The sequence below is a fragment of the Branchiibius hedensis genome, assembly GCF_900108585.1.
Classification (GTDB): domain Bacteria; phylum Actinomycetota; class Actinomycetes; order Actinomycetales; family Dermatophilaceae; genus Branchiibius; species Branchiibius hedensis.
The window spans coordinates 2,616,844-2,643,497 of sequence record NZ_UESZ01000001.1; the positions used below are offsets into that span (position 1 = coordinate 2,616,844).

Annotated in this window: 32 protein-coding genes and 1 tRNA gene; 24 read left to right on the forward strand and 9 right to left on the reverse strand. The window is 67.1% G+C overall.

The genetic code is table 11. The features are described from left to right. Positions 1-66: 66 nt before the first annotated feature. A tRNA-Arg gene (locus tag DR843_RS12630) sits at positions 67-139 on the forward strand. Here the strand turns inward: DR843_RS12630 and DR843_RS12635 are convergent. From DR843_RS12635 to DR843_RS12655, 5 genes are read right to left on the reverse strand one after another with little or no spacing between them, the layout of a single operon-like run. Further along, on the reverse strand, positions 126-320 hold the full coding sequence (locus DR843_RS12635; protein WP_146202572.1) for a hypothetical protein: 195 nt from the start codon (positions 318-320) through the stop codon (positions 126-128). The two genes, DR843_RS12630 and DR843_RS12635, sit on opposite strands and share 14 nt — an antisense overlap. Positions 321-380: 60 nt before the next feature. Next, a complete protein-coding gene (locus DR843_RS12640) occupies positions 381-782 on the reverse strand; it encodes a type II toxin-antitoxin system VapC family toxin (protein WP_109686326.1) in 402 nt (133 codons plus the stop codon). Then, complete coding sequence (locus tag DR843_RS12645) at positions 779-1,036, reverse strand: type II toxin-antitoxin system Phd/YefM family antitoxin (protein ID WP_109686328.1); 258 nt, start codon at positions 1,034-1,036, stop codon at positions 779-781. The genes DR843_RS12640 and DR843_RS12645 overlap by 4 nt, the downstream gene beginning before the upstream one ends. A gap of 38 nt (positions 1,037-1,074) precedes the next feature. Then, positions 1,075-1,485, reverse strand: coding sequence for a hypothetical protein (locus DR843_RS12650; RefSeq protein WP_109686330.1), 411 nt, complete (start codon positions 1,483-1,485; stop codon positions 1,075-1,077). A gap of 54 nt (positions 1,486-1,539) precedes the next feature. Then, positions 1,540-2,199 (reverse strand): TetR/AcrR family transcriptional regulator, encoded by a 660-nt coding sequence (locus tag DR843_RS12655; protein ID WP_211310241.1) that lies wholly within the window; start codon positions 2,197-2,199, stop codon positions 1,540-1,542. Positions 2,200-2,295: 96 nt separating this feature from the next. Here DR843_RS12655 and DR843_RS12660 point away from each other — a divergent pair, with 96 nt between their 5' ends. The 3 genes from DR843_RS12660 to DR843_RS12670 all read left to right on the forward strand — a co-directional run bounded on the left by DR843_RS12660 (position 2,296) and on the right by DR843_RS12670 (position 6,100). Beyond that, positions 2,296-3,795, forward strand: a complete 1,500-nt coding sequence (locus DR843_RS12660; protein WP_109686332.1) for an MFS transporter — start codon at positions 2,296-2,298, stop codon at positions 3,793-3,795. A 133-nt stretch (positions 3,796-3,928) separates the two neighbouring features. Beyond that, a complete protein-coding gene (locus tag DR843_RS12665) occupies positions 3,929-4,924 on the forward strand; it encodes a D-alanyl-D-alanine carboxypeptidase family protein (RefSeq protein ID WP_170119862.1) in 996 nt (331 codons plus the stop codon). Positions 4,925-4,990: 66 nt separating this feature from the next. Next, positions 4,991-6,100: a DUF4331 family protein gene (locus tag DR843_RS12670; RefSeq protein WP_109686336.1), complete on the forward strand. Its 1,110-nt coding sequence runs from the start codon at positions 4,991-4,993 to the stop codon at positions 6,098-6,100. Between the two features lie 13 nt (positions 6,101-6,113). Here the strand turns inward: DR843_RS12670 and DR843_RS12675 are convergent, their stop codons facing one another. Next, the gene (locus DR843_RS12675) at positions 6,114-7,154 is read right to left on the reverse strand and encodes a phytanoyl-CoA dioxygenase family protein (RefSeq protein WP_174888832.1); all 1,041 of its coding nucleotides are present in this window, start codon (positions 7,152-7,154) and stop codon (positions 6,114-6,116) included. Between the two features lie 94 nt (positions 7,155-7,248). Between DR843_RS12675 and DR843_RS12680 the strand changes: the two genes are divergently transcribed. Next, positions 7,249-7,935 (forward strand): prepilin peptidase, encoded by a 687-nt coding sequence (locus tag DR843_RS12680; protein ID WP_109686338.1) that lies wholly within the window; start codon positions 7,249-7,251, stop codon positions 7,933-7,935. 12 nt (positions 7,936-7,947) lie between these two features. Here the strand turns inward: DR843_RS12680 and DR843_RS12685 are convergent, their stop codons facing one another. Next, the gene (locus DR843_RS12685; RefSeq protein WP_109686340.1) at positions 7,948-9,216 is read right to left on the reverse strand and encodes a hypothetical protein; all 1,269 of its coding nucleotides are present in this window, start codon (positions 9,214-9,216) and stop codon (positions 7,948-7,950) included. A gap of 122 nt (positions 9,217-9,338) precedes the next feature. Here DR843_RS12685 and DR843_RS12690 point away from each other — a divergent pair, with 122 nt between their 5' ends. Then, positions 9,339-9,770, forward strand: coding sequence for a hypothetical protein (locus DR843_RS12690; protein WP_146202573.1), 432 nt, complete (start codon positions 9,339-9,341; stop codon positions 9,768-9,770). After that, positions 9,767-10,387 (forward strand): hypothetical protein, encoded by a 621-nt coding sequence (locus tag DR843_RS12695; RefSeq protein ID WP_109686344.1) that lies wholly within the window; start codon positions 9,767-9,769, stop codon positions 10,385-10,387. The genes DR843_RS12690 and DR843_RS12695 overlap by 4 nt, the downstream gene beginning before the upstream one ends. A gap of 57 nt (positions 10,388-10,444) precedes the next feature. Here the strand turns inward: DR843_RS12695 and DR843_RS12700 are convergent, their stop codons facing one another. Beyond that, the gene (locus tag DR843_RS12700) at positions 10,445-10,972 is read right to left on the reverse strand and encodes a hypothetical protein (RefSeq protein ID WP_109686346.1); all 528 of its coding nucleotides are present in this window, start codon (positions 10,970-10,972) and stop codon (positions 10,445-10,447) included. After that, on the reverse strand, positions 10,969-11,544 hold the full coding sequence (locus DR843_RS12705; protein WP_109686348.1) for a hypothetical protein: 576 nt from the start codon (positions 11,542-11,544) through the stop codon (positions 10,969-10,971). The genes DR843_RS12700 and DR843_RS12705 overlap by 4 nt, the downstream gene beginning before the upstream one ends. A gap of 131 nt (positions 11,545-11,675) precedes the next feature. On the opposite strand from DR843_RS12705, the gene DR843_RS12710 reads away from it, so the two are divergent. The 17 genes from DR843_RS12710 to DR843_RS12790 all read left to right on the forward strand — a co-directional run bounded on the left by DR843_RS12710 (position 11,676) and on the right by DR843_RS12790 (position 26,650). After that, positions 11,676-12,437: a hypothetical protein gene (locus DR843_RS12710; protein ID WP_146202574.1), complete on the forward strand. Its 762-nt coding sequence runs from the start codon at positions 11,676-11,678 to the stop codon at positions 12,435-12,437. Further along, a complete protein-coding gene (gene cpaB / locus DR843_RS12715) occupies positions 12,434-13,162 on the forward strand; it encodes a Flp pilus assembly protein CpaB (protein ID WP_109686352.1) in 729 nt (242 codons plus the stop codon). Before DR843_RS12710 ends, cpaB begins: the two co-directional genes overlap by 4 nt. Beyond that, positions 13,159-14,697: a CpaE/TadZ family protein gene (locus DR843_RS12720; RefSeq protein WP_109686354.1), complete on the forward strand. Its 1,539-nt coding sequence runs from the start codon at positions 13,159-13,161 to the stop codon at positions 14,695-14,697. Before cpaB ends, DR843_RS12720 begins: the two co-directional genes overlap by 4 nt. Further along, positions 14,694-15,044, forward strand: coding sequence for a TadE/TadG family type IV pilus assembly protein (locus DR843_RS20115; protein WP_170119863.1), 351 nt, complete (start codon positions 14,694-14,696; stop codon positions 15,042-15,044). The genes DR843_RS12720 and DR843_RS20115 overlap by 4 nt, the downstream gene beginning before the upstream one ends. Then, a complete protein-coding gene (locus DR843_RS12730; protein WP_109686356.1) occupies positions 15,041-16,345 on the forward strand; it encodes a TadA family conjugal transfer-associated ATPase in 1,305 nt (434 codons plus the stop codon). Before DR843_RS20115 ends, DR843_RS12730 begins: the two co-directional genes overlap by 4 nt. Continuing rightward, positions 16,342-17,268 (forward strand): type II secretion system F family protein, encoded by a 927-nt coding sequence (locus tag DR843_RS12735; RefSeq protein ID WP_109688933.1) that lies wholly within the window; start codon positions 16,342-16,344, stop codon positions 17,266-17,268. Before DR843_RS12730 ends, DR843_RS12735 begins: the two co-directional genes overlap by 4 nt. Continuing rightward, positions 17,265-18,176 carry a type II secretion system F family protein gene (locus DR843_RS12740; RefSeq protein WP_211310242.1) on the forward strand — a complete coding sequence of 304 codons (912 nt, stop codon included), beginning with the start codon at positions 17,265-17,267 and terminating at the stop codon, positions 18,174-18,176. Before DR843_RS12735 ends, DR843_RS12740 begins: the two co-directional genes overlap by 4 nt. Beyond that, positions 18,169-19,347 carry a sensor histidine kinase gene (locus DR843_RS12745; RefSeq protein ID WP_109686359.1) on the forward strand — a complete coding sequence of 393 codons (1,179 nt, stop codon included), beginning with the start codon at positions 18,169-18,171 and terminating at the stop codon, positions 19,345-19,347. Before DR843_RS12740 ends, DR843_RS12745 begins: the two co-directional genes overlap by 8 nt. After that, positions 19,344-20,054 (forward strand): response regulator, encoded by a 711-nt coding sequence (locus DR843_RS12750; RefSeq protein ID WP_109686361.1) that lies wholly within the window; start codon positions 19,344-19,346, stop codon positions 20,052-20,054. The genes DR843_RS12745 and DR843_RS12750 overlap by 4 nt, the downstream gene beginning before the upstream one ends. A 91-nt stretch (positions 20,055-20,145) precedes the next feature. Further along, positions 20,146-20,358, forward strand: coding sequence for a hypothetical protein (locus tag DR843_RS12755; protein ID WP_109686363.1), 213 nt, complete (start codon positions 20,146-20,148; stop codon positions 20,356-20,358). An 83-nt stretch (positions 20,359-20,441) separates the two neighbouring features. Next, complete coding sequence (locus DR843_RS20335) at positions 20,442-21,080, forward strand: pilus assembly protein TadG-related protein (protein ID WP_109686365.1); 639 nt, start codon at positions 20,442-20,444, stop codon at positions 21,078-21,080. A gap of 100 nt (positions 21,081-21,180) precedes the next feature. Further along, positions 21,181-22,281 (forward strand): OmpA family protein, encoded by a 1,101-nt coding sequence (locus DR843_RS12765; RefSeq protein WP_109686367.1) that lies wholly within the window; start codon positions 21,181-21,183, stop codon positions 22,279-22,281. Then, complete coding sequence (locus tag DR843_RS12770; protein WP_109686369.1) at positions 22,278-22,847, forward strand: hypothetical protein; 570 nt, start codon at positions 22,278-22,280, stop codon at positions 22,845-22,847. Before DR843_RS12765 ends, DR843_RS12770 begins: the two co-directional genes overlap by 4 nt. A 60-nt stretch (positions 22,848-22,907) precedes the next feature. Further along, a complete protein-coding gene (locus DR843_RS12775) occupies positions 22,908-23,993 on the forward strand; it encodes an OmpA family protein (RefSeq protein WP_146202575.1) in 1,086 nt (361 codons plus the stop codon). Continuing rightward, positions 23,990-24,577, forward strand: coding sequence for a hypothetical protein (locus DR843_RS12780; protein WP_109686373.1), 588 nt, complete (start codon positions 23,990-23,992; stop codon positions 24,575-24,577). Before DR843_RS12775 ends, DR843_RS12780 begins: the two co-directional genes overlap by 4 nt. A gap of 94 nt (positions 24,578-24,671) precedes the next feature. Continuing rightward, a complete protein-coding gene (locus DR843_RS12785) occupies positions 24,672-26,114 on the forward strand; it encodes a hypothetical protein (protein WP_109686375.1) in 1,443 nt (480 codons plus the stop codon). Continuing rightward, a complete protein-coding gene (locus tag DR843_RS12790; RefSeq protein ID WP_109686377.1) occupies positions 26,114-26,650 on the forward strand; it encodes a hypothetical protein in 537 nt (178 codons plus the stop codon). The genes DR843_RS12785 and DR843_RS12790 overlap by 1 nt, the downstream gene beginning before the upstream one ends. The last annotated feature ends 4 nt before the right edge of the window (positions 26,651-26,654 follow it).

A 26,654-nucleotide genomic window follows, 5' to 3' on the forward strand; every position in this document is an offset into this window, starting at 1 on the left:
CGGCTCTGCCTCGCGCGGCGGTTACCCTTGGTGGCGCGTACGGCGAGTGATCGGCGTACGCTCCCCGCCCTCGTAGCTCAGGGGATAGAGCACCGCTCTCCTAAAGCGGGTGTCGCATGTTCGAATCATGCCGGGGGCACGCGACGTTGAGCATCCTTCGCCTGGTGGGTCTTCTTCTCACTCGCGGCCGTTGCGCCGATGGCGGCCAGCATCGCGGAGAACAGAATGATCTTCGCGGTTGGCGAGTGCCAGCCAAGGAGATCCGTGATGAAGGCAAGGACCACGAAAAGCAGCCCCACGCCGACGGTCCTCCAGTACACGATCCGAGGGTAGCCCCGCAGCTTGGAGTTGGACTCGTTGAGCAGCTGGCGCCCGCTCACCTACACCCGAATGACCGCAGGCTCGCCGCAATGCTCGATGGCGTCGAAATCATCGTCCTGCGTAACGATGTCCATGTCATTCGCGAGCGCCACGGCCGCGATCCACAGGTCGTTGACCTTGGCACGCCGCCCCTCCTCGGCCAGTCGCACCCGCAACTCAGCCCAGCGACGCGCGGCCTCGGCGCTCACCGGTAGCGCCTCGACCGTCGACGCAACGCCCAAGGTCGCCAGCCGACGGGACCGCGTTGCGGTGTCGGGAGCGGCGAGCACCCCGGCCTGCAACTCGGCGAGCGTCATCACGCAGACCGTCGTGTCCTCGGGGATCGCGGACACGTCGAGCGGCCGCCCGGACTCGCGCGCGATGAAGACGCTGGTGTCCAGCAGCGCCGGGCGCGCACTCACAACGGGTCGAGTTCGTCGGTGGTTTCACCCGCGAGGTCGTCGAGGTCCCGGGACAACTGCGGATCACTCTGATGCGCGGCCAGCAGCGCGACGAGATCCGCCTTGGCGAAAAACTGCGGCCGCGACGCTCGCACGGGGCCAACCTCGGCGACCGGCTTGCCGTTCACGGTGATCGTCACCCGTGTGCCCTCCGCGACTTGGCGCAGGACGTCGGCCGTGTGGTTGCGCAGATCCCGCGAGGCCACCGTGCTCATGCGCGCAAATGTAGCACTCTTGCCACAGCGGGCTTAAGCTACGAATTCGGGATATTGATCATGCTGTGCCGGCCGAACCACACCACCATCTGCCCACCTTGTGCGGTCGCCACAGCGCCGATCGCGTCCGCATCAGCGGGGCTGCACGGCACTCGCAGCAGCACCCGGCCGCCGCGCAACGCCTCGTCGACAAGGTAGAGCTCGTTCTCGCCCGATCCCGCATGCTGCAGGCCCCGGACCAGGTGTGCCCGCGAGCCGTGGCCGTTGCCCGCCGCATCGAAGATCCGCACGCCGTCCGGGCCAGAAAGAATGTCGACCGCCTCGATGTCCGGGAACTGGCCCGCTAGCGCATCGGCCACGGCACTGGCTTGTTCCACCGTGTCGAAGATGGCCACGAGCTCGTCGAACGGAAAGCTGGGGTTGCGGTCCTCGTTGAGTCTGATCTTCATGTCACTACCTCCTGTGATGGTCATGCTTCGAGCATCACCGCGGAGCTACGTGAATTACCAGGCTGATGAATTTCGACCGGTTGCCCCAGGGGGAAGGCGCCGCCCGCCAGTCATCGCCGCGCGCAATCCCGGCGCGACCAACGGCACCAACTCCCGCACGGGCATCGATGCAATCGGTTCGAGCTGCAGCCAGTACCGGGCCAGCAGCAGGCCGGCCACCTGCGAACCGAAGGCCGTGGCGCGGGCAGTAGCACCAACGCCCCCGAAACGCTCGGCCAGTTGCCGGATCATCTCCGTCTGCACCACTTCTTTGACCAATCGGGCGACTTCGGGATCCTGGGTAGCCGCCGACAACATCACCCGCAGCGGTCCCCCTGACTCCGGGTCGTCCCAGGTGGAGATGAGCACCTCGACCACCCGCTCCGGAATCGTCGCCAGGTCACCATCGATCGCCTGATGCAGCAGGAGCGGTGGGTTCACCTCGAGTGCGAGCGCCGCACTGAAAAGGCCGGATTTGGACCCGAAGTAGTAACTGAGCAGGGCGACATCGACCCCGGCCTCGGTGGCGATCGAACGCATGGTGGTTGCGGGATACCCATTGGCCAGGAACTGCCGCCGCGCGACGTCCAAGACCGCCTGCTTGGTGCCCGGACTGCCCCGTCGCCTGCCTCGCGGCGTCGAATTCATCGCGGTGCCGCGGACGGCGACAGCCAACCGAGACGTGGTGCGGACGCGTAATTCATCAGTCTAGAAATCTATCGGCGGCCGCTGGGACGGTCAATGCATCCGCAACAACCACGAGGAGCCACCATGACCGACCTCACCGATGCCGTCACGACATCGCCCACTCCCTATCGGCGAAGCGTCCTGCCCGTCATCGTCATCGCGCTCGCCGCTGTCGTCTCAGCAATCTCATCGCTGAACCTGGCGGCGCCGTCGATCGCCATCGACCTGGGCGCCGACGCCACCCAGATCTCCTGGATCGTCGACGCCTACGCCCTGTCGTTCGCGGCCCTCCTCCTGCTGTCCGGAGCGATCGGTGACCGCTACGGCAGACGCCGCGCTCTGGTCGCCGGCCTCGTGGTCTTCATCTGTGCCTCGATCTCGGCACTGTTCGTCAACACGCCAGGGCAACTGATCGCCGTACAGGCCGTCCTCGGCGCTGGGGCCGCCCTCGTCATGCCGGCGACGCTGTCGACGATCACCAGCACCTTCCCGCCCGAGCGTCGCGTCCGGGCCGTCGGAACCTGGGCCGGCGTGTCCGGCGCCAGCGCCGTCCTGGGGCTCCTGGCCGCGGGATTGCTTCTGCAGCAATGGAGTTGGCGGTCTATCTTCGTTTTCAACCTGACGATGGGACTTATCGCCCTCGTTGGCACCGTGCGGTTCATCCCGGAGTCGGCGGACCGCGACGCGCCGAAGCTGGATCTGGTCGGAGCCCTTCTGTCGGTCGCCGGCCTCGCCGTCCTCGTCTACTCGATCATCGAAGCCCCGACACAGGGCTGGATCAGTGCGGCGACCCTCATCGGACTCGGCGTCGGAGTGGTCGTGCTGCTGTGCTTCCTCGGCTGGGAACTGCGCCACGACGACCCGCTCCTGGACCCCCGGCTCTTCCGGCTGCACGGCTTCTCAGCCGGCAGCCTGAGCATCACCGCGCAGTTCTTCGGGTTCTTCGGTTTCGTCTTCCTGATGGTGCAGTACCTGCAGTTCGTCCTCGGCTACAGCGCCCTGACCACCGCCCTTGCCATCGTGCCGCTGGCCGCCCTGATGATGCCCGCCGCACGCGTCCTGGCCCCTGCGGCCGCCGACCGGATGGGCACGGGTACGACGATCGCGGCCGGTCTGCTGCTGATCGCCGCCGGTTTCGCGGTGCTGGCCCAGTTGGATCCGCAGAGCAGCTACTGGCTGGTCCTCGCCGGTCTGCTTCCGCTCGGCCTGGGTATGGGTCTGGCCATGACGCCCGCGACCAACGCCATCACCGCGGCTTTGCCCACGGCCAAGCAGGGCGTCGCCTCCGCCATGAACGATCTGTCGCGCGAACTCGGCGCCGCGCTGGGTATCGCCGTGCTGGGCAGCATCCTCCAGTCGGCGTATCGCAGCACCCTGACCCTGCCCGGGGTGCCGGATCCCGCAGCGGAGCAGGCACGCTCCTCACTCGCCGTGGCGATGCATATGGGCCGGCCGATCGCGACGCAGGCACAATCCGCCTTCACCGACGGTATGTCGGCGGCCCTGCTGTGGGGCGCTGGGCTGGTCACCGCTGCTGCCGTGGCCGCGTTCGTCACGTTGCGCGGTAGGCACCGCCACGGCTAAGGCAGACCCTGATGAGATGGAGAATCGCCCTCCATCGGATCGCTATGAACCTGGTCAGGCGGGCAGCCACGTGCCAAGATGTCGATTTCGTGTGGTTGATGGGTGCGTGAAGCTCGATTCCAGGGGAGATGACATGAGTACGTCCATGAGCAAGGTGGCCGCTATCGGTGTTGCCGCACTCGCCGCGAGCCTGGCGACAGCCCCCTCGGCCCTGGCCGCCACCCCCGCCGCCGCAACCCCTACCGCCGTGAGCACCACCGTGGTGAGCATGCGGGTGTTGTCCACCGTCTCGTCGCTGAACGTCCGTAGCGGCCCGGGCGCGGGGTATACGCGAGTGGGCGCCCTCACCAAGGGCTCCTTCGTGCTCGGTGTGCTGAACGGCGGCTGGTTGAAGATCAGCTCCGGCCCGTACGCCGGCCGCTACACCTCTGCCAGCTACCTCACGCTGGTCAAGCCTGCGGCGGCTGCCGCGGTCGGCAGCACGGTGACTGGTTGGATCGCCCTCACCGGCGGCATCCCGGCGAGGGTGCACACTGCTCCCGGTTTCGCCTACAACGTCGGCCGCACCCTGGCCGCCGGTACGACGGTCAGCGGCAAGGTCGTCGACGCCAACTGGATCCGGCTCAACGGCACCGGCGGATACGTCAACCGCGGAACGATCGAAACCCTCTCGGCCAATGTGGCCTCGGTCAACGGCAACCTCCCGGCGTGGGCCCTGTGCCCGATCAACACGGCGTACAACTCACCGCAGCCGTTCGACCCGGGCTACACGGTCACCACCCCGCGCTACCTGAATTGCAACGCGGTCACCGCCCTCAACGCCCTGCAGACCGCCTACCTGGCCAAGTTCGGCCACTACGCCAACATCGACCTCGCCTACCGCACCTACAGCGAGCAGCAGTACTGGTACAAGACGCTCGGTCCGAAGTACGCCAACTCTCCGGGCACCTCCAACCACGGCGTCGGTCTCGCCGTCGACTTCCAGGAATGGGAGGGGCACACCACCGAATTCGACTGGGGCGGAGCGGGTTCCAACTGGTTGCGTGCCAACGGAGGCAAGTACGGCTTCACCCAGCCGTACGCCTATGGCACCGACGGCGAGTCCTACCACTTCAACTTCACCGGCTAGCCGAACCCGACGACCAACCCAGCCCCGGGGACAGCGTCGTCCCTACGACACCCGTAGGGAGTAGCTGTGTCGCATCACAACTCCGGGCCGCGCGCCCACCAACTGCCGATCGCCGACATCACCGACGCGTACGCGTTTCCCGCCCCAGGACAACCGGGGCACCTGGCCCTCGTGGTCAACACCGTCCCGTACGCCGATCCGAACGGCTTCCTGTCCGACGCCTTGATCTATCGGTTCCGGATCCGTCCTCTCACAGCAGATCCGTCACACCCGGCCTTCTTTGCCCCGGGCATCGACGACAGCGAGATCACCATCGACGTCACGTTCGACCCACCAGGCGATGGCCGCCAACAGGGTCATCTCGTCGTATCTTCCGGTGCCACAGTCGATTTCGAGGTCAACCAGGTGGCCGAGGGCGATGGGCTCCGCGTCTTCGCCGGACCGCGCTGGGATCCCTTCTTCAGTGACGCCCTTGCCCTGCAGGAGACCATCACCACCGGCACGTTGGCCTTCAAGAATCCCGGGGCCATCCTGTCCGACGGCAAGAACGTCTTCTCGGTCGTCGTCGAGATCGACCTGAGCGCGCACGGCACACAGACACTCGTGGCCGTGGTCGCCGAGACCCTGATCAACGGGAAGATCCCCATCCGCTGGGAGCGCTTCGGCCGCCCGGAACTGGAGAACGCCGTCCTCGGTATGAAGACCTACGACACGGTCAACCGGGACCTGGAGATCCGTGACCTGTTCAACGCCGAGGATGCCTTTCACCTCGTGCCCGACTACGTCGGCGCCTACCGGGCGCGCCTCAACGCCAACCTCAGCTTCTGGGACGGCATCGACGGCACGACGCAGTGGCCACTGGCCACGGACGGCACCCACCCGCTCACCGAGTTGCTGCTCGCCGACTATCTGATCGTGGACTACGGCAAACCGTTCGCCGAAGACACGTTCCTGGAGATCGAGCGGTCGGTGGTGGCCGGCCGGACCCACCAGACCTGTGGCGGTCGCTCGCTGAACGACGACTGCATGGACACGCTCTACACGTACCTGATGAACGGCGGGCAGGGTCCCCGGATCAGTGACCACGTGGACGGCCCGACGAAGCGGGCGAGCGAAACCTTCCCCTACCTCGTCGAGCCGAACCCGACCCCGCCGTCACCCCCGGCTCACCATTGAGCCGAGGGCCTGCTCAGCGACTGCCCTTCGGCGCAGCGGCGTTCCAGCCGTTGACCGCACCCTTGGTCACACCCCGCAGCCGCCGTTTGACCGCCCGGGAGTACCGCGGCACGAACGCCTGCGATGCCGCCGGCTTGGCCGGTGCCGCCGGGGCAGCGGCCGGCACTTCGACGACCTTCTCGCGGTAGATGACCTTCGGCTCGGGGTCGGCCTTGCCCGGGTACCAGTAGGGCTGCCATTCCTTCCACCCACCCGTCCGCGGGTCGTCGATGACCTCAGCGGGCATGTCCCGGACGGTCAGACCGGCCGCTTCCAGCTCCGCGATGACTTCGGGGGTGAAGGGGTGGTTGCGCCACATGTTCGCGATGTAGGTGCGGTGCCGCAGGTAGTCCAGGTAGCGGCGGGCGTGCTTGTCGTTGGCGCCGATGTGCGCGAAGACGGCGAGCCGGTTCTCGTGCAGCGGTGCCACCTCATCCTCGCTGAAGGAGTTCCACTCTTCCGGCTCCGGGTCGGGCCGGTTCGGATCCTTCAACAACGTGCCGGCACCGGAGTGCGTCATCCGCATGCTCCACACAAGCAGGTCCGTCGGCCGGCTACGCACATAGGTGGTCGGGCCGCTACTCAGATCGCAGATGTCATGGGCGCCCGGCTTGAGGTTCAAGCCGCCGCTGTGCTCGGTGTGGTCCTGCAGATAGATCCCGAACCGCAATTGGGTGTACCGGTCGTCCCAGTCGGGCGCCTTCTCGTCCAGGCGATCGGTGTTGTCCTTGTGCCAGACCCGGATCTTGCCGTTGATGGTCGCCGAGCTGTCACCGCCGTAGATCACGTCATCGGTGTCCAGCAGCTTCTTGGCCACCGCGGCCATCTTGCCGTCGGTGAGCACGTGCTTCAGCGGCCCGGCTGTCAGCTCCCCGCCGACGCTCGCATTGGCCATGACCTCCTGGCGCATCTGCGCGACTTCTTCTTCGGTATAGACATCCGGCAGGATGGCGTAGCCCTCCCGCCAGAAAGCGTCAACATCAAGGTCTTGCAGAGACTCGTCGAAATCGGCCATGGCTCCAAAAGTAGTGTTAATAGCATCACAATTGTCTGAATCAGGGGCGGCGAGTCCCGAGCCGAGGAGATGACATGACCACCACCCCGCGCCGATGACCGCCTCGACGATCGGGGTAGCAGCCGCCGGACTGATCGGCGGCCTCCTCGCCGGCCTCATGCTCACCCCGCGTCTGACGACGCTCGGGCACCGCTATGCCGACGAGGTCGACGTACGCGTCATGTCCTTCCGCTGGGTGCCCGTGGTGACTGCGCTCGCCGCCGGTCTGGTCGGCGCCGCACAGACCTCCGTGGGTGGCATCGTGCAGGGCTTGGTGTACGCCGCGTTGACCGTTCCGTTGATCGTGCTGGCCGCCATCGACCTTGACGTTCATCGGCTGCCCGACCGGTGGACCGGTCCCACTTTCGTAGCCGCCCTGGCCGGGCTGTTGGTCGTGAGCATCGTTCGCCATCAATGGCATTCGCTGCTGATTGCGGTCTGTTGCGCAGCAGGCGTGGCCTTGTTCTACCTGATCATCGCGCTGATCGCCGGCGGTCAGGGCTTCGGACTCGGCGACGTCAAGCTGTCCCCCACCCTCGGTTTGTTGCTCGGGTTCAACGGGGTGGCCCAGGCCGTGCTCGGGGTGTTCGCCGGCTTCCTGTCGGGCGCCGTACTGGCGATCATCCTCATCCTGTTCCGCGGCGCCACCCGCAAGACGGCTATCTCGTTCGGTCCGCACATGATCCTGGGCGCGTTGCTCGTGCTGGCGCTGCCGCTCGTCGGAGCGGTCAGCCAGCACTGAGCCGATGGCGACTTACTGGCAGGCGGCCCAGGTCACGAAGTTCTGACCGTCCCAGTACTGCGCGCCGGTCACCTTGGAGTGCGGCAGTTTCAGGTTGCCGCTGATTCCGACGTCGGCCATGAACTTGCCACCGACCTTGGCCTCGATGTCGGTGCCGTCGTCGTGGTAGGTGAGTCGGGTGACCTGACCGTGGTCCTGCGCGCTGTTGAAGAATCCGGACCAGGTGGCGGGGTTGACGTTGTAGAGGACGTCGTTCGCCGCCTGACGATCCGCCTCGGACTTGACCGGCAGCGTCCACGAATTGATGGTGCTGTCCTCCTTCCCGAGACCGGTGGTTCCCGTGAACTTCACGCTGGTGAGATTGTGGTTCTTGTCGTACGAACCCTCAATGAGCGCAGTCGCATTCGGATCGAAGGAGGCACTCTTCCACGCGGCTGAGGCCGCCGCTGTGGCACCGGCTGACGCGCGTCCGACGATCACGTACGAGCCGTCGGAATTGGTGCGTACGCCGAGCACGGCATCGACCGACCCACTGGCCGACAGCTGACCGACGCCGAGCGTGTCGTGAGCCGACGCGTCAGCGCTGGCACCGCCGTACACCATGGTCGAGTCGGGCGTGGGCGGCTGCTTGAGACCCGCCCATTCGGCCACGGTGTCCGAGGCCCAGGTGACTCCGGGGATGTGCGAGGCCCACCCCGTCCCGGTGCTGTTGAGCAGCGCATCCCTGCTGTCTTGGTAGATGCTCCAGTTGCGGATGTCTTCGGCCTGGGACTTGCTGTTGACCAGGTAGGTCTGGGTGACACCGCCCTGGAGTCGGGCGTTGGCGTCCGCGCCGATGTCCCAGCCGTAGCCGGACCCGTTGACGTTCACGCTGGCGTCCCAGCCGACCCCGCCGGCCACCCCCACGGTGCCTCCGGAGGTGACGTTGACGGCGTACTGGCCGTTGCTCAGTCGTTCGATCGACACCTTCTTGTTGCCACCGGCACTCACGCCGGCGGCGACCTCGCCGGAGACTTCATAACCTTCGGCTGCGGCAGTGCACGGCTCGGTCGGCACGTGCGCATCCGGCGCGGAACTGCCCTCGCCCGCCGAGCAGGACCCCTGACCGCCGGTGAGCACCGTGCACACCAGATCGGCGACCCGACCCCCGACGTTGCTGTGGGTGATGGCCACCGTGATCGCCCCGACCAGCAGCGCAGCCAGGAAGATCAGCCCGGCCGACTCCAGGCTGAGCGCGCCCCGTTCGCGACGGGGTGCCCGCCCGGAGGTCTTGTTGGTCATGGCGCTCCCTTCCGGATTTCACTGTGCTGCAGATCCGCCCGTTCGGCATGGGCCCGCGGACCCGGATCCGCGGGGCCTGCGGGCCCGGGCGCGAACCCGGATGGTTTGCCACGATCGAGCCCATGAACGAAACCGTCGCGCGCATCGTTCGATGGCTCTCGCTCACGCTCGCACTGGCGGTGACCTCGACCGTGCTCGGCATCGTGGGGATCACGTTTGCGTCGCTCCAAGGCGAAATCGGCATGGGTATCGCCGTCCGGACGATCCTGGAACTGTTCGCCCTGGTCAGCATCGTGGCGTTCTGCGCCCGGCGCTGGCAGGACTACGGGTGGGGTTTCTGGCTCAGTGCGGCAACGGCGGGCTATCTGCTGAATCCGTTGAGCTGGACCGGGCAGGCGCTCGCGGGCCGGGCCGTGCTCCCCTCGGCCGGACCGGCCACAGCCCTGGTCGATCTGGTCACGTGGGTTGGCGTCGCCTCCGCCGTTGTCTGGCTGCAGGGCCGCCGGCACGAAGGTCCGCCGATTCCGGCCGACGTGCGAGAGTTGCTCCGATGAACAGCTCTCTGGTCACCGCCGCAGTGACCGTGCTCGTGGCCTGCTCGCTCGCGGCCTGCTCGAGTTCCTCACCGGGTTCGACCTCGCAGACCGCCAACAGCCTGCGCCCCTCCGATTCGGCCCCCGCGACGTACACGCCCGTGGCCACGCCGCCGCTGAATTACCGCACCCTCACGGGAAAGGGCTTCACGTTGCGGGTTCCGGCAGCGTGGACCGACAACGAGGTCCCGGCCACCGCCAAGGGCGGCACCCCCGGGGTCGCTGCCCGCGAGCAGGGACGCGACCCGTCGCTGCCCGTCGGCGTCGCGGTCGTCGTCGACAACCAACCCGCTTCCGACGCGCTCGCCCAGTCCGAGGTGCTGGCGACGACCAAGGTGTCGACTGGTCAAGCCAAAGACGTCACGCGGTCTACGGTGAAGTGGCCAGGCACCACGTCCGCGGTGCTGGTCACGTGGACCGAGACACCGCAGGGCACGTCGGATCCGTACCGCATCGAGCAACTCTTCGCCCAGGTCTCTCCTGACCTGATCCTGAACGTGGTCGGCAAGGCGCCCGCAGCTGAGTTCGGCGCCGCCGGCATCGAGCGCATCATGCGCACCTTCACGGTTCAGTCCTGACCCCCGAAAACCTCACGGGCAGTAGTGGGTTCGGCCTTGATCTGAAGCAGCCTGGAGTCAGCGTGCGTCTCGACCCAGCGCCACGAACACCGCGGCGCCGAGCATCAGGATGATGCTGCCGCCGGTCAGACCCAGAGCGTACGGACGCCAGGTGGCTGCACCATCGACGCTGAGCAATACCTGCTGCCCGTCCGAGGCCGGGCAGGTGACGGTCTGCCCGGCGCGCCAGCCGTCGGTCAGATACCCCGCGTAGTACCAGGATCGGCCGTCGTGCTGCAGGCTGGTGCTGGCCTGGCCCACCCCGGCCAGCAAGTCCGCCGGGTAGAAGTAGACGCCTGGCTGGTTGGGGGTGCACTCGGTGGTCGCCGGCCGGTCGGTGTAGATCTGCAGCCGCGCCGGTCCCGATGCGGAGCCCACGATCGTCACGGCGGACCCCGTTGCCCCGGTGCCATGGAAGGTGCGCCCGCTGGTCAGCAGCAACACCCAGAACCCGATCGCACAGACCACGACCACGGCAGCGCCGGCCAGGATGTACCAGCGGAACATCCGCGCGATGCGCCGGATCTGACCGGGCGGCACGCTCATCGACCGAACCTGGTGAGCCCGCGCGCCGCCGGAAGCATCAACGCCGCAGCGCCCAGCAATGCGATGCCCGCGATGACCAGCGAGAGGGCAACCCGCGGCAGGCCGGCATCGGTCGGCAGGGCCCACATCGTGACGCCGGTCTCAGCTCGTCCGCCGGAGCACGTTATGCTCGATCCGTCTCCCGTCGGGCCGACGGTCACGACGGGCGTCAGGCTCTGGTCGTCGATCACGCGGGTTCCGATGACGTCCGGGTCCGGTGTGGACTCGAGCACCCGTGCGCTTGAATCACCGTCCGTCAGCCGGCATCCCCAGTCCGCAGCCCGGGTCTTCACGGCCGGATCGATATCCGCGAAAACCGTTGTGCCAGAGTCGAACCAGGGACTCCTTCCGAGATCAGCCGGCTGACCCGCGAGGACTTTCACCGGTTCGAGTTGGGGCATCGACCAGGCAACCGCACCGACGCCGAGCAAGCCACAGGCGATGACCGCGACGATGGCCGACGCGATGACACCAGCACGGTGCCGACGCGACGAGTCGGTGTATCGCCGACCCGATGGTCGTCGTCTGACCACGATTTCCTCTCCGTCCCGAGTTGCGGAAACTCCCGACAATCTCACCCTGATCCTCGCTCGTAAACGCCCATAGAGTCGTGCGCCGAGGGATGGATCGATAGCCGATGGATGACTGTGTGAGGGCGAGTTCCGTGAACGTGATGCTAGTCGTGCTGAGCGCCGCCGCCGATGCGAGCGCAACGCCGTGGCCGGAAGCAGACAGCGATGTCTGGATCCTTCCGTCGGGTCCGGACGAGCTGGCCCAGCACCTGACCGCCCACCCGGCATCGACCGTCCTGGTCCTCACTGCGTCGCGTGAAGGCACCGCGGCTCGTCTGGCGATCACCGTCGCCGCGGGCGCCCACCCGGCCACCCGATTCGCGCTGCGCGAGGCCTCGGCCAGTGTCCTTGGCCTTGCCGCAGTCGGTCGGCAGGCGACGCGAATCACCGCGGATCCCGCCGCTGCGTTGCGCTTGGTGGACGCACAACTCGACCGCATCGTGTCGGGAGTCTGGCTGCGCCGGGTGAACAACCTCAGCGATCCCGCACCGGGTTTGTGGCACCACCTACGGTCGATGCTGCCAACCGCCGGCGGGTTCCTGGTTGTCTTCGGTGCCGACCCGCGGGTCACGACCGCGGCGGTGCGCACCCCCACCGAAGCCACCGTGCTGGTCGCCGCGGCCGACCCGAATCCGGTTGCCCAGGCGATCGGTCGATCGGACGTCACCCGTGTCGCGGCCCCGATCAGCACCAAGAACGCCTACGGCAGCGCCGGTGCCGAATTCGTGGCTCTACCTCCAGCGCCGGTCCTCGCACCGGCACCCGCCGGGTGCCCGATCTGCCAGCAGGGTTGCGACGGATCGGTCTGCCAGTTCTGTCATGTCGTCATCGTCGGTCAGGAGCGCGCAGCGTGAATCCCCGCCAACGGCGAGGTCTGATCCTCATCGTGATCTCAGCCATCGTGGCCCTGGCCACGTTCTTCGTGGTGACCAGCTACGTGGCGTCCGTGAACAGCCAGGTCGGTGCGAAAGTCACCGTTTACCGGGCCACTCAGGCCATCGAGGCATACACCCCGTTGAGTGCCAGCAACCTGCAACCCGTCGAGGTACCGGCCCGCTGGGCAGCGCAATCGTCCGTGCTGACGTTGTCCCAGCTGCAGGGTCGGCGGATCGGTTTCCGGGTCAACTCCGGCACCACGATCAGCTCGGACATGCTCATCCCCAGCTCCAGCCTCAACCGCGACGAGCGGGAGGTCGCGATCGACGTCGACCCCGTCACCGGGATCGCCGGTCGGGTCCGGCCCGGGGACCGGGTGGACATCTACGCGGTGTACGGCGATGTGCCCGGCTTACCGAAATCCGTCAAGGTCCTCACCCGAGACGTGCGGGTGATCTCCATCGCCGGTCAGCAGACGGTGACCAACCAGACCACCAACGGCACGAACCAGAGCCAGGTGATCCCCGTGACGCTGGCGTTGCTGCCCAAGGACGCCATGGCGGTCACCTACGCGGCCAACTTCGCCCAGGAGGTCCGGCTGATCGGCCTGCCGAGCGACGTCGGCACCGACCGCAAGGACGACATCAGCGAGTACGACGCCAGCCAGTTGGGTGGCAAAGCAGTCCCGGAGGCCACCAAATGAGCGACGTCGTCATCGGTCTCGGCGACCAGAACCTGGTCGCCGACCTCACCGGAATCCTGCAGGAGATCGACGACGTGTCGATCAAGGCCGTGGCGACCACGACCCAGGAACTGATCGACCTCAGCCGCCGGATGCGCCCGGACATCGTCATCGCCTACAGCGAAATCGGCCCCGAGCCGATCACGGAGATCATCCGGGACATCACCGCGCAACGCCCGGACGTCGCCGTCCTGGAGGTGTCCGACACGCGCACACCGGCCACCGTCGTCAAGGCCATGGAGGCCGGCGCCCGCGGCGTGATCGCCTACCCGTTCTCCTTCCCGGACGTCTCCAGTCGGCTGGAACTGGCCCAGGAATGGGTCTCCCACATCCGCAAGTTCCAGACCGGGGCCGAGGCATCCGGTCGCCAACGCGGAACCGTCCTGAGCGTCGTCGGAGCCAAGGGCGGCGTCGGCACGACCACCATCGCGACGCATCTGGCGCAAGACCATGTCCTGAAGCACCCGGACGCGAAGGTGTGCCTGGTGGATGTCGACGTCGAGAAGGGCGACATCGGCGCCGTACTCGATGTCCGGCAATCGGTGTCGATCGCCGACGTCGCGAAGGTCGCAGAAGACCTGGGCACCCAGACGGTGCTGGACGCGGTGATCCTGCACGAAACCGGCATCCATGTGCTGCTCGCACCCGCAGACGTCCGCGAAGCCGACTTCGTCACCCCGGAAGCGCTGCAAGCGATCGTGGAAATCCTGCGCCGTGAATTCGATGTGGTCATCATCGACGGCGGCGGGCACGTCTCGCCCAGCCAAGCGGCCAGCGTCGAAGTCGCCGACGAAGTGCTGGTCGTCACCACCGCGGACGTGATGTCGGTGCGCGCGATGCGCCGCCGGATGATGGCCTGGACGGCCCTGTCGGTCGGCGACGAGTCGACGATGCGGGTGCTGGTCAACAAGGTGGACAAGCAGAGCATCTTCCCCGCCTCCGCTGTCCCGCGGCTGACCACCGCACGCGTGACCGAGACCAGGATCCCGATGTCGACCCGACTGCTGGAAGTCGCTCAGAACGAACGCAATCCGCGCGCCATCACCGAGGTCGCCTGGTGGCGACTGTTGTCGGAGTTGCGCCGCGAGGTGGGCCTGGAGCGACCGTCGGCGATCCCGCCCGCGACAGCCGTGCCGCGCACCCGACGCCGCAAACGCGAGGCCGGTGGCGTCTCATTGGAGAACGCTGCCCTGATCCCGTTCGTGCTCGTGCTCGCCGCCGTCGCCTGGCAGTTGGCGGTCACTGGCATCACGTTCATCTGGGCCGGCCACGCCACCACTGCGGCGGCACGGGCGTACGCGGTGAGCCACCAGACCTCATCCGCCCGATCTGCCGCCGTCGATGCCCTCCCGGGCCCGTTTGCCTCTGGCCTGGCGGTGGCGACACCCACCAAAGGCTCCATCTCCGTGACCGTGAACATCCCGATGGGCTTCGGCAACGTGGTGGGCCTACCCACCACGTTGACGACAAGTCGCTCGGTGGTGGCCGAACCGTGAGCAGGTCCGCCCGCCACCCAGAGCGGGGTACGGCGGCCGTGGAGTTGGCGGGCCTGATCCCGATCCTGCTGTTGGCTGCCCTGGTCGCCCTCCAATTCGGGATCGTCGGATGGACAACCCTGTCCGCCGGCTGGGCCGCCCGGGACGCCGCCCGGGCCGCGACCCTGGGCAAGGACCCCGCGCAAGCGGCCCGAGGAGCGCTGCCCGGCAACCTGTCCGCCGAGTCCATCACCGGTGGCGCGACGGGCGACGCCCAGCGCTACACCGTGCAGGTGCACATCCCCAGCCTGATTCTGATCGACCTGGGGTCGGTCTCCCGAACCGTCGAAATGCCGGACATCAAATGAAACGCAACTACGCCTCCTTCGCCGGTGCTCTACCGGTCGGCGCGACCCGCGAAGACGACTCTCTGGTAGGCCGATTCAGGGCTCTCCTCCTGGAAGAAGTCGACCTCAACGCGCTGAGCAAACTGGATGCCGGTCAACGTCGCGCTCGCCTGGAGCGGGTGATCGCTCACCTCGTCTCGCGCGAGGGGGTGATCCTCAGCGCCAGCGAACGAAACCAACTGATCCGCCGGGTTGTCGACGAGGCGGTCGGTCTCGGTGTCCTCGAACCGATCCTGGCCGACCCCTCCATCAGCGAGATCATGATCAACGGGCACGAAACGATCTTCGTCGAGCGCAACGGCCGCCTGGAGCGATGGCCGGCACCCTTCAGCAGCGAGGAACAGTTGCTGCAGACGATCGACCGCATCGTGTCGACGGTCAACCGCCGCGTGGACGAGTCGAGCCCGATGGCGGACGCCCGGCTGCCCGCTGACACCCGCCTGCCGCGCGGTGCTCGCGTCAACGTCGTCCTGCCACCGCTGGCGCTCAACGGCCCGACCGTCACCATCCGGCTGTTCCCCGTGTCGCTGCCGCTCAGCCGCCTGATCGAGATGGGCACCCTCGATCAACGCACCGCGCTCCTGCTGCAGACCTGCGTCGAAACCCGCCTGAACGTCGTGGTTTCCGGCGGCACCGGCTCCGGCAAAACCACCCTGCTCAACGCGCTGTCGACGTTCATCGACCCCCGCGAGCGCATCATCACCATCGAGGACGCTGCCGAACTGAGCCTGAACCAACCGCACACCATCCGTCTGGAGACCCGGCCCGCGAACGTGGAGGGCCGCGGGGCGGTGTCGGTGCGTGACCTCGTGCGCAACTCCCTGCGCATGCGTCCCGATCGGATCATCGTCGGCGAATGCCGCGGCGGAGAAGCGCTCGACATGCTCCAGGCGATGAACACCGGCCACGAGGGTTCGCTCACAACGGTGCACGCCAACTCCCCCGACGATGCCCTGTCCCGGCTGGAGACCCTGGCGTCGATGAGCGACGTCGAAGTGCCCTTCCACGCGTTGCGCGACCAGGTGAACTCGGCCATCGACGTGATCGTCCAGTTGACGCGCGCCCCGGACGGCGCCCGCCGCGTGACCAACGTTTCCTTCGTGGCCAGCCGCCGCCAGGAACCGTTCGAACTGATCGAACTGATGACCTGGCAGCCCGCCGACGGACACTCCCCCGGCCGGTTCGCCGCCACTGCGCTGCCGGAGCAGCTGCGGCGCCGGTTCATCGCCGGCGGCGCCGACCCCCGGTGGTCGACGCCGTGAGCATTCTGCTGATCCTGCTGGGGTCCCTGGCTGCCATCGTGCTGTTCTGCCTCGGCATCCGTGAGTTCGGCCTGCACCTGTCGGATCGCCGGCGGGCAGTGATCAGCGCCGAGGCGGTGACGAGCGCAGACCACGCGGCGGGGCTGATCGACGACGCGGACCGCAGACTGCGGCAGACCCGGCTCGGCCGCTGGCTGGAGAGTGAACTCGACCTCGCCGGCATCGATCGGAAGCCGATCGTCATCCTGTTGTCCGGTGTCCTGGTCGCGCTGGTGGCCACGTGGGTGGTCTGGGACTTCCTGGCTCCGGCCCTTGCCGTCTTCGGTCTCGTCGTCGGTGTCTTCGGCGTCCGCTGGTACCTGCGCCGGGGCCAAGCACGACGCCGTGAGGCCTTCGTCGCCCAACTACCAGATCTCGCGCGGGTGCTCGCGAACGCCAGCTACGCCGGCCTCTCGCTGCCCACGGCAATCGGTATCGCCGGCGACGAACTGTCCGAGCCTGCTCGCACCGAATTGTCCCGTGTCGCAACACGATTGAAATTCGGAGCCCCGCTGCCAACTGCGCTCGAGGGCCTGCGTGCACGGGTGGGCTCCCGCGAAGCGAACGTCCTGATCTCCACTCTGGTCGTCGCCTCGCGAAGCGGCGGCTCCCTGGTGACCGCCTTGCGCAACATCGCCGACACGTTGGAACAGCGCAAGGAGACCCGGCGTGAGGTGCGTACGACGCTGGCGCAGTCGGTCGCCACCTCCTACATGGTCATCGTGCTCGGCGCGGGATCACTGCTCCTGCTGAACTCCATCGAGCCGGGGACCGTCCAGAAGATGACGACCTCCCTGCTCGGCCAGGTCGCGCTCATCGTCGCTGGGTTGCTGTTCGGTGGCGGCTACCTGGTGATTCGCCGGATGACCAGGATCGAATCGTGAACTGGGCCGTCGGGGCCGTGCCGGGGCTGGTGGCCATGATCGCCGTCCTGACCTTTGCCCGCGGCTACCGGATGTTGCGCTCAGATCCCGCACTGGACCTCGGCGCCGAAGAGATCGCCCTGTTGCGCGGCGCCGAACAGCAACGCTCCAAAGGCCAGAGCGCGCTGGCTTCGCTCTCCTACCGCTTCGTGCCGCTGTTGCGGCGGCTCCTTCCGGACAGCGCGCTGCGGTGGCTACAGCGCCAGGTCGACACAGCGGGACGCCCAGACTGCCTCGACGTCGACTCGATGCTGGCCAAGACCGCGCAGTGGTCCATCATCCTGAGCCCGGCATTCGTCATCTTCCTGCTCAAGGGCAACCTGCCCTTCCTCGTCCTGTGCGTGCTGGCCGTGACCATCCTGCCGCTCGCCCGCCTGTCGGGGCTGGCCCGCAAGCGCCGTGAACGCATCGACGCTGATCTGCCCGACTTCCTCGACGTGCTGGCCGTGACGGTGACGGCCGGCATCGGATTCCGCGCTGCCCTCGCCACGGTCGCCGACCGGTTCGGCGGCCCGCTCGGTGAGGAGATCCAGCTCACCCTGCGCCAGATCGACAACGGAGCGACCGTGCGCTCCGCGTTCGTCGGGTTGCGGGCACGCGCCAACTCCGAGGCCGTCGAGGACTTCGTCACGGCCTACCTGCAAGCCGAGGAACTCGGCGCGCCCCTCGTGGACACCTTGACCCACATCGCCGACGACATGCGCAAGGCGCACGCCCAGCGGCTGCGGCAGAAGGCAGCTCGGGTGGAGCCGCGGGTCACGTTGGTGGTGACGATGGTCATGGTGCCGGGCATCCTGGTGATCTTCCTGGTCGGCCTGTATTTCGCCGTCGGCGGCGACCAACTCAAGGGGTTGTTCGGGGGTGCCTAGTGCAGCGCCGACGATCAACCGGGTCGCCCTCAAAGTCACCCAGTCAGCGTTCGTCATTCGCCTGATCGCCATCGTCGCCGCACTGATGGCCTCGTTCGGCCACCCGCTGGACGTCTCGGCGCTCGCCTGTTGCGTGATCGCCGGTCTCACCAGCTACCTCGGGTTGACCCGTCCCGACCTGCTGGTCGCGGTCACCCGACACCCGTCGATCGCCTTGGTCGATGTCCTGCTCATTGCTTCGGCAACGGCCCTCGGCGGTCCGATCAGCCCGTTCGTGCTCGCCGTTCTGACCACGGCCGTGCTGCTGGGTCTGTGGGTCGACCTCGTCTCCGGGCTGATCGTCATCGCCACCCTGACCAGCATCTACGCGATCGGGATCTACGGCCGCGGCCTCACCGGTAACGACCACGCCATGACCATCGTGGTCGTCCCGTTCGTCTACCTGATGCTGTGGTACCTCGCGTTCACGCTGAAACGAGCGCTGGACCAACAGGACCGCAACGAACGCACGCTGCGCGATGCCATCGCCACCGCCGCCGCATCCGAGGAGCGCGCAAGCGTGGCGCGGCAATTGCACGACTCCGTCGCCAAGACGGTCCAGGGCATCGTCATGTCCGCCAGCGCCTTGCCGGTCTATCTGGAACGAGACCCCGGGCGCGCTGTCGACATTGCCTCCGATGTGCAGGACATGGCAGGGACTGCCGTCCACGAAATCCGGCAGATCATGGGCAACCTGCGCTCGCGCACCTCTGAGCAACCGTTGGGTGAGGCCGCCCTTGACGTGATCACGACCTGGCAGCTGCGAACCGGGCGGACTGCGCACATCGAGATTGCACCTGAGGTGGACGCCCACGACGAGGCGATCCGCTACGAGCTGTTGGTCATCCTGCAGGAGGCATTGGACAACGTGCACAAACACGCGGGAAGCACTGCCGAAGCCAGCGTCAAACTCGCCATCGAGGGCCAGGACTGCCTGCTGGTCGTCGCGGACAACGGCCGCGGAGCCGACCCGGTCCAAGTGGACCGCGCCGCGAGCGCTGGACACGTGGGTATCAAGGGCCTCCACGAGCGAATGGCCCGCATCGGTGGGCGGGTCCTGTGGGACAGCGCACCGGGTGAGGGCACGACCCTGACCTGCACCGTCCACTCGAGGGGGTTGCTGGAGGTATGACGACGGAGCAGGGCAGCCTCGGCGTGTTGATCGTCGACGACAGCCCCGTGGTGCGGACGGGTCTTCGCGCACTCATCGGGACCGAGCCGGACCTTGCGGTGGTCGGTGAGGCCAGCAACGGCGACGAGGCCATCCGGATGGCGGCGGCCACCCGACCGGACGTCGTGCTACTCGACGTCCGGATGCCACGGCGGGACGGCCTGTCGGTCGTGGCCGAACTGGCTGGCAGCAGCGCCGTCCTCATGCTGACCTTCACCGACGACCCGAGCGTGATCAGCCAGGCGCTGAGCGCGGGGGCGGTCGGGTATCTCGTGCACGGCACCTTCGACGCCTCCGCCTTGTCCCACATGATCCGGGGAGCAGCTGCGGGCGTGGGTGCGTTCTCGGGCCCCGCTCTGGCCGCGCTGCGCACCACGGCCCAGGTCGAGGCGCCATCCGGGCTGCGTGACGGCGGGCATTCACTGAGTCCACGGCAGGTCGAGGTGATGGACCTGGTCGCCGAGGGTCGGTCGAACTCCGATATCGCGCGGACCTTGTTCGTCGCCGAGAAAACGGTGAAGAACCACATCAACCAGATCTTCGCCTCGCTGTGCGTCTCCTCCCGCGCGGAAGCGATCGCCGCGTGGGTCGGCCTGGGGAAACCGGCAGCGAACTTGGGCCCGTCGGTGGGTCCTGGGACCCTGCGACGGGCTCCGCTCGATCCGTAACTTCGGTGGTGTCGCCAAGGGGGCTCCCGGAGCCCGAAGGTGAAGCAGGACAAGGGCTCCCGGCCGCAACCACAAGTTCAAGGAGATCGAAATGCAGAACTACTTCGCCGCCCGCATGATGGTCACGCTGCATGTGCTGAAGGCTCGTTACGCCGACCGTGAGCGCGGCGCCTCCGCTCTGGAATACGTCGGCATGGTGATCCTGGCCGCGCTGCTGGTGGTGGCTGTCATCACCGCCATCAACCCCGCCAACATCAAGGGCACCGTGACGGAGAAGGTGAACGAAATCCTCACCGCACAGTGAGTGCATCCCGTCGCACAGGTGCGGGGAGCGGCCAGCGGTCGCTCCCCGCTCCTGCACGTCACCAACCAAGAGCTAGGACCCTCATGCGCAACCAGGAACGCGGCCAGGCCGTGACCGCCCTCGTGGTTTGCGTGGCGCTTCTCCTGTTGGGCGTCGGGTTCCTGGCGTACGTGAAGTACGACAAGGCAACCGACCAGGCCAGTGGCCTGCAGACCGCCGCCGACGCGACGGCCCTCGCGGGTGCTCAACAGATCGCCAAGGACGCACCAGCGGCCATCGTCGATGCCCTGCTCAACGGTCGCAGCCTGTCCGGAATGGGCCAGGGAGCGGCCGCCGATTTCGCCACCCGCAACGACGCCCGTGTCATTGCCTACCGCTACTTCCCCGATTCCGACCGGGTCGAAGTCACGGTGCAAAGCGCGCACACCCTGGAGTCGGGCCAGCTGGAAACCCGATCTTCGGTAGCTCGCACCGGCATGCGCCTGGGACCGTGCCACCTGCCGGATGCGCCCACCCCCACACCGACGCCCACCCCTACACCGACGCCGACCACCTCTTCCGCGACGCCCTCACCCACCACGTCAACGCCCCCACCGGATGTCGACTCGGTCGCCCGTTGCGGCGACGTCGAGATCCCGATCACCTTCCCGGGCACCGGCGGACCAGCCCACGCACAACCCGGCCACCTGACGTTCCACTTCGAGCCGCGACTGGATAACTGACCATGGGAGAAGTCCATCCGCAGTCGAAGGTCAGCTATGGTCGAAAACCGTTGCCGCAAGAAGTACCGACGTTGCCTGTCAATCTGCGAAGGACTCACCCGTGACCACCCATAGCCTGCGGAAGCGCGCCACCACCGCGCTGGCCGTCGTGGCATCGGCCGGTGCCATCGCTGGGGGCCTGCCGCCCGTCTCGGCCAGCGCCACCGACGACACCACGATTCCGGTGCTGGGGCAGACAGTCAGCAGAAGCACGATTGATCCGAAGGCGCCGGAGGCAGTCATCACCGTGCACGGCGTGCGCCGAATTCAAGGTGGGACGGCGGTCTACTTCTCGGTCGGATTCCCGGCCGGCACCGCGAATGCGTCGGCGCTCAATCTGTCGCTGGCTCTTACCGACCAGTTCCGCAAGTACGCCGCGTCCGGGCGGACGTCGGTGCGCGACGACTTGGGGATCGTCGCAGCGGTCGATCAGCGCGGCAAGAAGGTCTACAGCGGACTGTTGGCCAGCGATCAGCGCTGCGTGTGTTCACACGGCAGCGTGCAGGATCACGTCAAGAGCAATGCCGCGGGCACCGCCTTCGTGATGTACGTCGTGTTGCCGCAGCTGCCTGCATCGGTGCAGAACCTCGATGTGATCATCGGCGACAAGATCATCCCGGCCGTCCCCGTCCAGGATCAGGCGATGACGCCTACCGTCTCCGCCGACCAGCCGATCGCACTGGGCACCGGCTGGCCGGCCATCGACCAGAGCGCCCTGGCGACGGTCAGTGACCCGAACGCATCGATCTATCCGCTCACCCAGCAGATAACAGCCGGTCAACTGACCACTCGCACCAAAACGTCAACGAAGTCGATCGATATCGCCGCCGACGTCCTGTTCGCCAGCGGTAGCGCCACGCTGACTGCGGCCGCTCAGGCCACGCTCGCCAAGGCCGGTGCCAGCCTGAAATCGGCCGGCGCCACCGGAACGGTTGACGTGATCGGATACACCGACTCTGATCTGTCCGAGGCCTTCAACCTCGATCTGTCCAAGCGTCGAGCCGCCGCCGTCGTCGCTGCGCTGAAGCCGCTGGTCGGAGCGTCCATCACCCTGGTGCCCCAGGGCAAGGGCGAAGCCGACCCGGTGGCCAGCAACGACTCCCCTGAGGGCAAGGCGCTCAACCGGCGAGTATCCCTGTCCTTCAAGCAGGTCGGCCAATGAAGCGACGCAACGCCGCCGTCACGATCGCGGCCCTGAGCACCGTGGTCGCGCTGAGCGCCTGCACCGGCAGCGACAACCCGCAGCCGTCGTCCGTGTCGGCCACCAACACATCCCACGGCGGCTCCAGCTCGGCGTCACCGACCGCGTCGGTGCCACCGGACCTCCTGAACTACAAGATCGACCAGGTCGCGGCCACGGCCAAGAGCACCACGTTTTTGAGCAACCGAGCCTCGGCGACGTTGTCGGTGGCCTCCGTCAGGGCTACGCCGGACACCACGGTCGTCACGTTCTGGGTCACTACTGCCACGCCGTACGCCTCCCCCATCTCCGCCAGCCGCCCGGAGACCTGGCCCAAGCTGGTAGACGCCGGCACGGGGAACAGCTACGGGGTGAACATCTTCACGGGCAGTCAACCGGGTGCCTACTGCGTCTGCACGGACGTCAACATGATTGAACCCACCCGGCGAGTGCTGACGGCCCAGTACCCGCCGTTGCCGACGGGCCTGTCCCAGGTCACCTTCCGGCTGACCGGCTTCCCGGACCTGAAGATCCCACTCACCCGCTGACCTCGGCACCGGCCAGCGCGGATCGCTAGCGGGCCCCACGGGGCAGGAAGGACGGCACGCGTGAGGACTCACCCACGCATCGTCGCTACCGGTTTGGCGGTGCTCGCCACGTCGTGGGGGGCCATCGGGCCGGCTACCGCCGCGGACAACACCACCGTTCCCGTACTGGGTCAGGTTCAGGCTGGATATGGATCTTCCGGCACGACTCCGCAAGGAGTCGTGACCGTCCACGGCGTACGCCGGATCCCGGGCGGAACCGCCGTGTATTTCTCCATCGGCTTCCCTGCAGGTACGCCCAATGCTGGCGCCTTCAACCTGGCGACCATCCTGGCCACCTCAAGCACCGATATGTCTCCAGACCGGTCGGGAGCCAACGCCCTGGGGGAGGCGGGTCTGATGGACTCGGCCGGAAAGAAGATGTACGTCACCTTGATGACCCCCGACAAGGCCTGTGTGTGCTCCCAAGCGTCTCTGGTCTCCCACGTGAGCGAGGACAACGCGGGTAAGGCCTACGCGTTGTACTACGTGGTTCCGACGCTGCCCTCGTCCGTGACGACCGTCGACGTGAACATCGCCGGAACCATCATTCCCGACATCCCCGTCGAAGACGGCGCGATGACCCCGACGCTGCCCGCAGGAAACCCGATCGTGGTCGGCACGGGATGGCCCGCTGTCGACGAGGCCGCCCTGGCCAAGGTGACCAACACCGGCCAGTCGATCCTGCCGCTGACCCAAGCGGTCGGCGACCTCAGCGGTCAGATCACCGATCGCACCAAGTCCGACAGCAAGTCAGTCGACATCGCTGCCGATGTCCTGTTCGCCGTCGACAGCGCCGAGTTGAGTCCCGCGGCCAACGCCACCCTGGCCAAAGCGGCCGCCGCTCTCAAAGCCGACCATGTCACCGGCACGGTCAATGTGATCGGCTACACCGACTCCGACAACACCGAGGCGCACAACCTGGACCTGTCCAAACGCCGAGCGCAGGCGGTGGTCGCCGCGCTGCAACCGATGGTCCCCCCTGGCGTCAAACTCATCCCCCAAGGCATGGGCGAGGCCGACCCGGTGGCGAGCAACGACTTCCCCGAGGGCAAAGCCCTCAACCGGCGAGTGTCACTGTCCTTCGCGAATCCAGGAGGAGCCCAGTGAAACGACCACTCGCCCTGGCCAGCACCGGCGCCATCCTCACCGCTTCACTCATCCTGACCGGATGCACCGGCAGCGACAACAACCAGACCACCACCAACGCGACCTCGCCGTCGGCCTCGAGCGGCAGCGGAACCTCCACGCCCACGGCCACCGCCACGATGCCCGCCGACATGCTGAACTTCCAGAACAAGTCCGTTGCCCAAGCCACGAGCAGTAGCTTCCTGACCAGCGGCCGGCCCGCGACCATCTTCGTCTCCTCGGTCAAGGCCAGCACTCATTCCTCAGTGCTGACCTTCTGGTTCACGGCTCCTACCTCGGGCGACTCCCCGTTGAAGTTGAATGTGCCCCAGACCTGGCCGCAGCTGGTCGACACCGCGGGGAAGAAGGGGTACATCGTCACCACCTTCCCCTCCTTCCCCTTCGTGGGCGGCCGGACACCTGAATGTGCCTGCACCCCGAACATCGTCGTCTACCCCCAACCCAGGGTCCTGACCGCTGCCTACCCAGCTCTACCAGCCAACCTGACCGAAATCACGCTGCGCCTCAAGGGATTTGCCGACCTGAAGGTTCCGATCACCCGCTGATCCAGCGCACCGGCCGCCACACCGCTCGGGCTGGGCCCGACTTTGGGTCCGGCGACCCAGGTGCAGGACCACCGTCCCGAAATACGGTCCACGGGTGAGCAGCAGGAGCGCAGGCGAGCGAGGGGCATCCGGCCTGGAATACATCGGCGCGATCATGCTCGCTGCCGCGCTGGTCGTCGCGATCGTCTACGCCGTCGTCGGCAACGGCCGGGTCGAAAGCGCTGTGTGCCAAGCCGTCAACAGCATCCTGCAGAACGACGGCTCCTGCGGACCCGCCTCGCCCCCGGGCAAGACCGACAAGGACTTCGAGCCGGACAAGTGCAAGTACAACGAGAAGGGCGAGTCCTACAACAGCAAGGTCAAGATCTTCTTCATCGAGATCGGCGACAACGCCGGCCTGGTCGAGACGGTCTACAGCGACGGCTCGGTCAAACTGACAGCGACCGATGGCGCCAGCGTGGGCGCAACCGGTGGAGTCGGCGCTGATGTGACCTTCGGCAAACTCGAGGCCGGCGCCAAGGTCAACTTCGGTGCGGGACTGCAGTTCGACTACGGCTCGACCTGGAGTTTCGATGGCCCGGACGGGAAGAAGAACGCCGACGAGTTCCGCAAAGGCCTGGAGGACTACCTGGCCGATCAGGCGGCCATCCAGAACAGCCCGACCTACTCCATCTACTGTGCGTTCGGCGGCTGCGCCGACCCCCCGCGGGACCCGGACTCACAGATGACCAGCATCAAGTTGACCGGTGATGTTTCGGGGACGCTGGGGCTCAGCCTGACCAACAAGACCGGCCCCGACGACAACCGGACCGGTGAGTCCATCCCGGCCGCACAGGTCGTCGGCAAGATCAGCGCCAACTCGCAATGGGCGGTCAACACCGACAACGTGACGGGCGACACGACGTACACGACCTCATTGGGCATCGACGCCAGCGTGAGCTCCCAACTGTGGACGGCGACCTGGGGCACCAAGGGCGCCTCGGCCGTCACGATGGCGATCACCAAGAACAAGGACGGCAAGGTCGTGGGCCTGAAGTTCGTGAGCACCACCGAAGGTGGCCAGGCCGGCGGATCCGCGGCTTCGGGCAGCACCCAGGCCGGCAAGAACTCCGGCGGCGGCAGCATCCTGACCAGTACCGACGCGACGACGGCCACGGTGATCACCACTGACCTGTCGATCGACGCCAACGACACAGCCGCACAGCAGACCATCGCCAACTGGCTGGGCGGCGACACGAACTACTCGTGGGCCGGCGCGATCGCGGCCGGCGGGATCGACCCGTCGTACGCCGATCCGAAAGACCCGTTCCAGCAACTCATGCATGACCGGTCGAAGGTCAGCGCCGTCACCTATGACAACGTGAAGGACACGACCGCGTTCGGGCTGAACGTGAAGGTGGGCGTTGCGTTAGGGTTCGACTTCAGCTTGTCCGACTCTGAATCACAGGCGACGGCGGCGTCCTACCTCGGTGCGCCCGACGCATCGGGCAACCGCAAACCGGTCCCGTACTCCGACTGCGTCAAAGGGAGCAACTGATGCGCAACACTGCCACCGCAGCCGTCCTGGCCCTGCTCTGCGCGCTGTTGATCAGTGCGTGTTCGTCATCGCCGACCGGACCCGAACCCGGCGGCGGGGGACAAGTCGAGTACGTCGAGGTGACCGAGGGCCACTTGACCTTCCAGGTTCCGAGCACCTGGCAGAAGTCGACCGGCGCCGGCAAACCGTTCGAGGTCAAGTACTCCGGGAACGGCATGCAGCTTCAGGCCGCCGGAGAGCTGGGCGACGACAGCGGAGCGTACGCCGCGTTGGCGCGGCTCGATCTCCCCGCGATGGTGGGGCTGACCGGCTATCAGCCCGGGGCCACGGACCGCATCACCGTCGACGGCGCGCACGACGCGGTGCTGCGCAACTTCACCTACACCGACGGCTCCAGCACCAAACACGGAATCTGGATCGTGGCGACCCAGTGGCCCTATCCGAAGTCCGCAGCGCTGGCGATCACCGGCACCCAGGTGGATCCCGACGTCGCGGCGCACATCCAGGAAACGCTGCAGTTCAAGACCTACCACTGAGCTT

Coding starts and splice junctions, on each gene's coding strand:
- DR843_RS12645 (WP_109686328.1), bottom strand. CDS start 1,036: ATGAGCACGGTGGCCTCGCGGGATCTGCGCAACCACACGGCCGACGTC.
- DR843_RS12650 (WP_109686330.1), bottom strand. CDS start 1,485: ATGAAGATCAGACTCAACGAGGACCGCAACCCCAGCTTTCCGTTCGAC.
- DR843_RS12660 (WP_109686332.1), top strand. CDS start 2,296: ATGACCGACCTCACCGATGCCGTCACGACATCGCCCACTCCCTATCGG.
- DR843_RS12665 (WP_170119862.1), top strand. CDS start 3,929: ATGAGTACGTCCATGAGCAAGGTGGCCGCTATCGGTGTTGCCGCACTC.
- DR843_RS12675 (WP_174888832.1), bottom strand. CDS start 7,154: ATGGCCGATTTCGACGAGTCTCTGCAAGACCTTGATGTTGACGCTTTC.
- DR843_RS12680 (WP_109686338.1), top strand. CDS start 7,249: ATGACCGCCTCGACGATCGGGGTAGCAGCCGCCGGACTGATCGGCGGC.
- DR843_RS12685 (WP_109686340.1), bottom strand. CDS start 9,216: ATGACCAACAAGACCTCCGGGCGGGCACCCCGTCGCGAACGGGGCGCG.
- DR843_RS12690 (WP_146202573.1), top strand. CDS start 9,339: ATGAACGAAACCGTCGCGCGCATCGTTCGATGGCTCTCGCTCACGCTC.
- DR843_RS12695 (WP_109686344.1), top strand. CDS start 9,767: ATGAACAGCTCTCTGGTCACCGCCGCAGTGACCGTGCTCGTGGCCTGC.
- DR843_RS12700 (WP_109686346.1), bottom strand. CDS start 10,972: ATGAGCGTGCCGCCCGGTCAGATCCGGCGCATCGCGCGGATGTTCCGC.
- DR843_RS12720 (WP_109686354.1), top strand. CDS start 13,159: ATGAGCGACGTCGTCATCGGTCTCGGCGACCAGAACCTGGTCGCCGAC.
- DR843_RS12730 (WP_109686356.1), top strand. CDS start 15,041: ATGAAACGCAACTACGCCTCCTTCGCCGGTGCTCTACCGGTCGGCGCG.
- DR843_RS12750 (WP_109686361.1), top strand. CDS start 19,344: ATGACGACGGAGCAGGGCAGCCTCGGCGTGTTGATCGTCGACGACAGC.
- DR843_RS12755 (WP_109686363.1), top strand. CDS start 20,146: ATGCAGAACTACTTCGCCGCCCGCATGATGGTCACGCTGCATGTGCTG.
- DR843_RS20335 (WP_109686365.1), top strand. CDS start 20,442: ATGCGCAACCAGGAACGCGGCCAGGCCGTGACCGCCCTCGTGGTTTGC.
- DR843_RS12770 (WP_109686369.1), top strand. CDS start 22,278: ATGAAGCGACGCAACGCCGCCGTCACGATCGCGGCCCTGAGCACCGTG.
- DR843_RS12790 (WP_109686377.1), top strand. CDS start 26,114: ATGCGCAACACTGCCACCGCAGCCGTCCTGGCCCTGCTCTGCGCGCTG.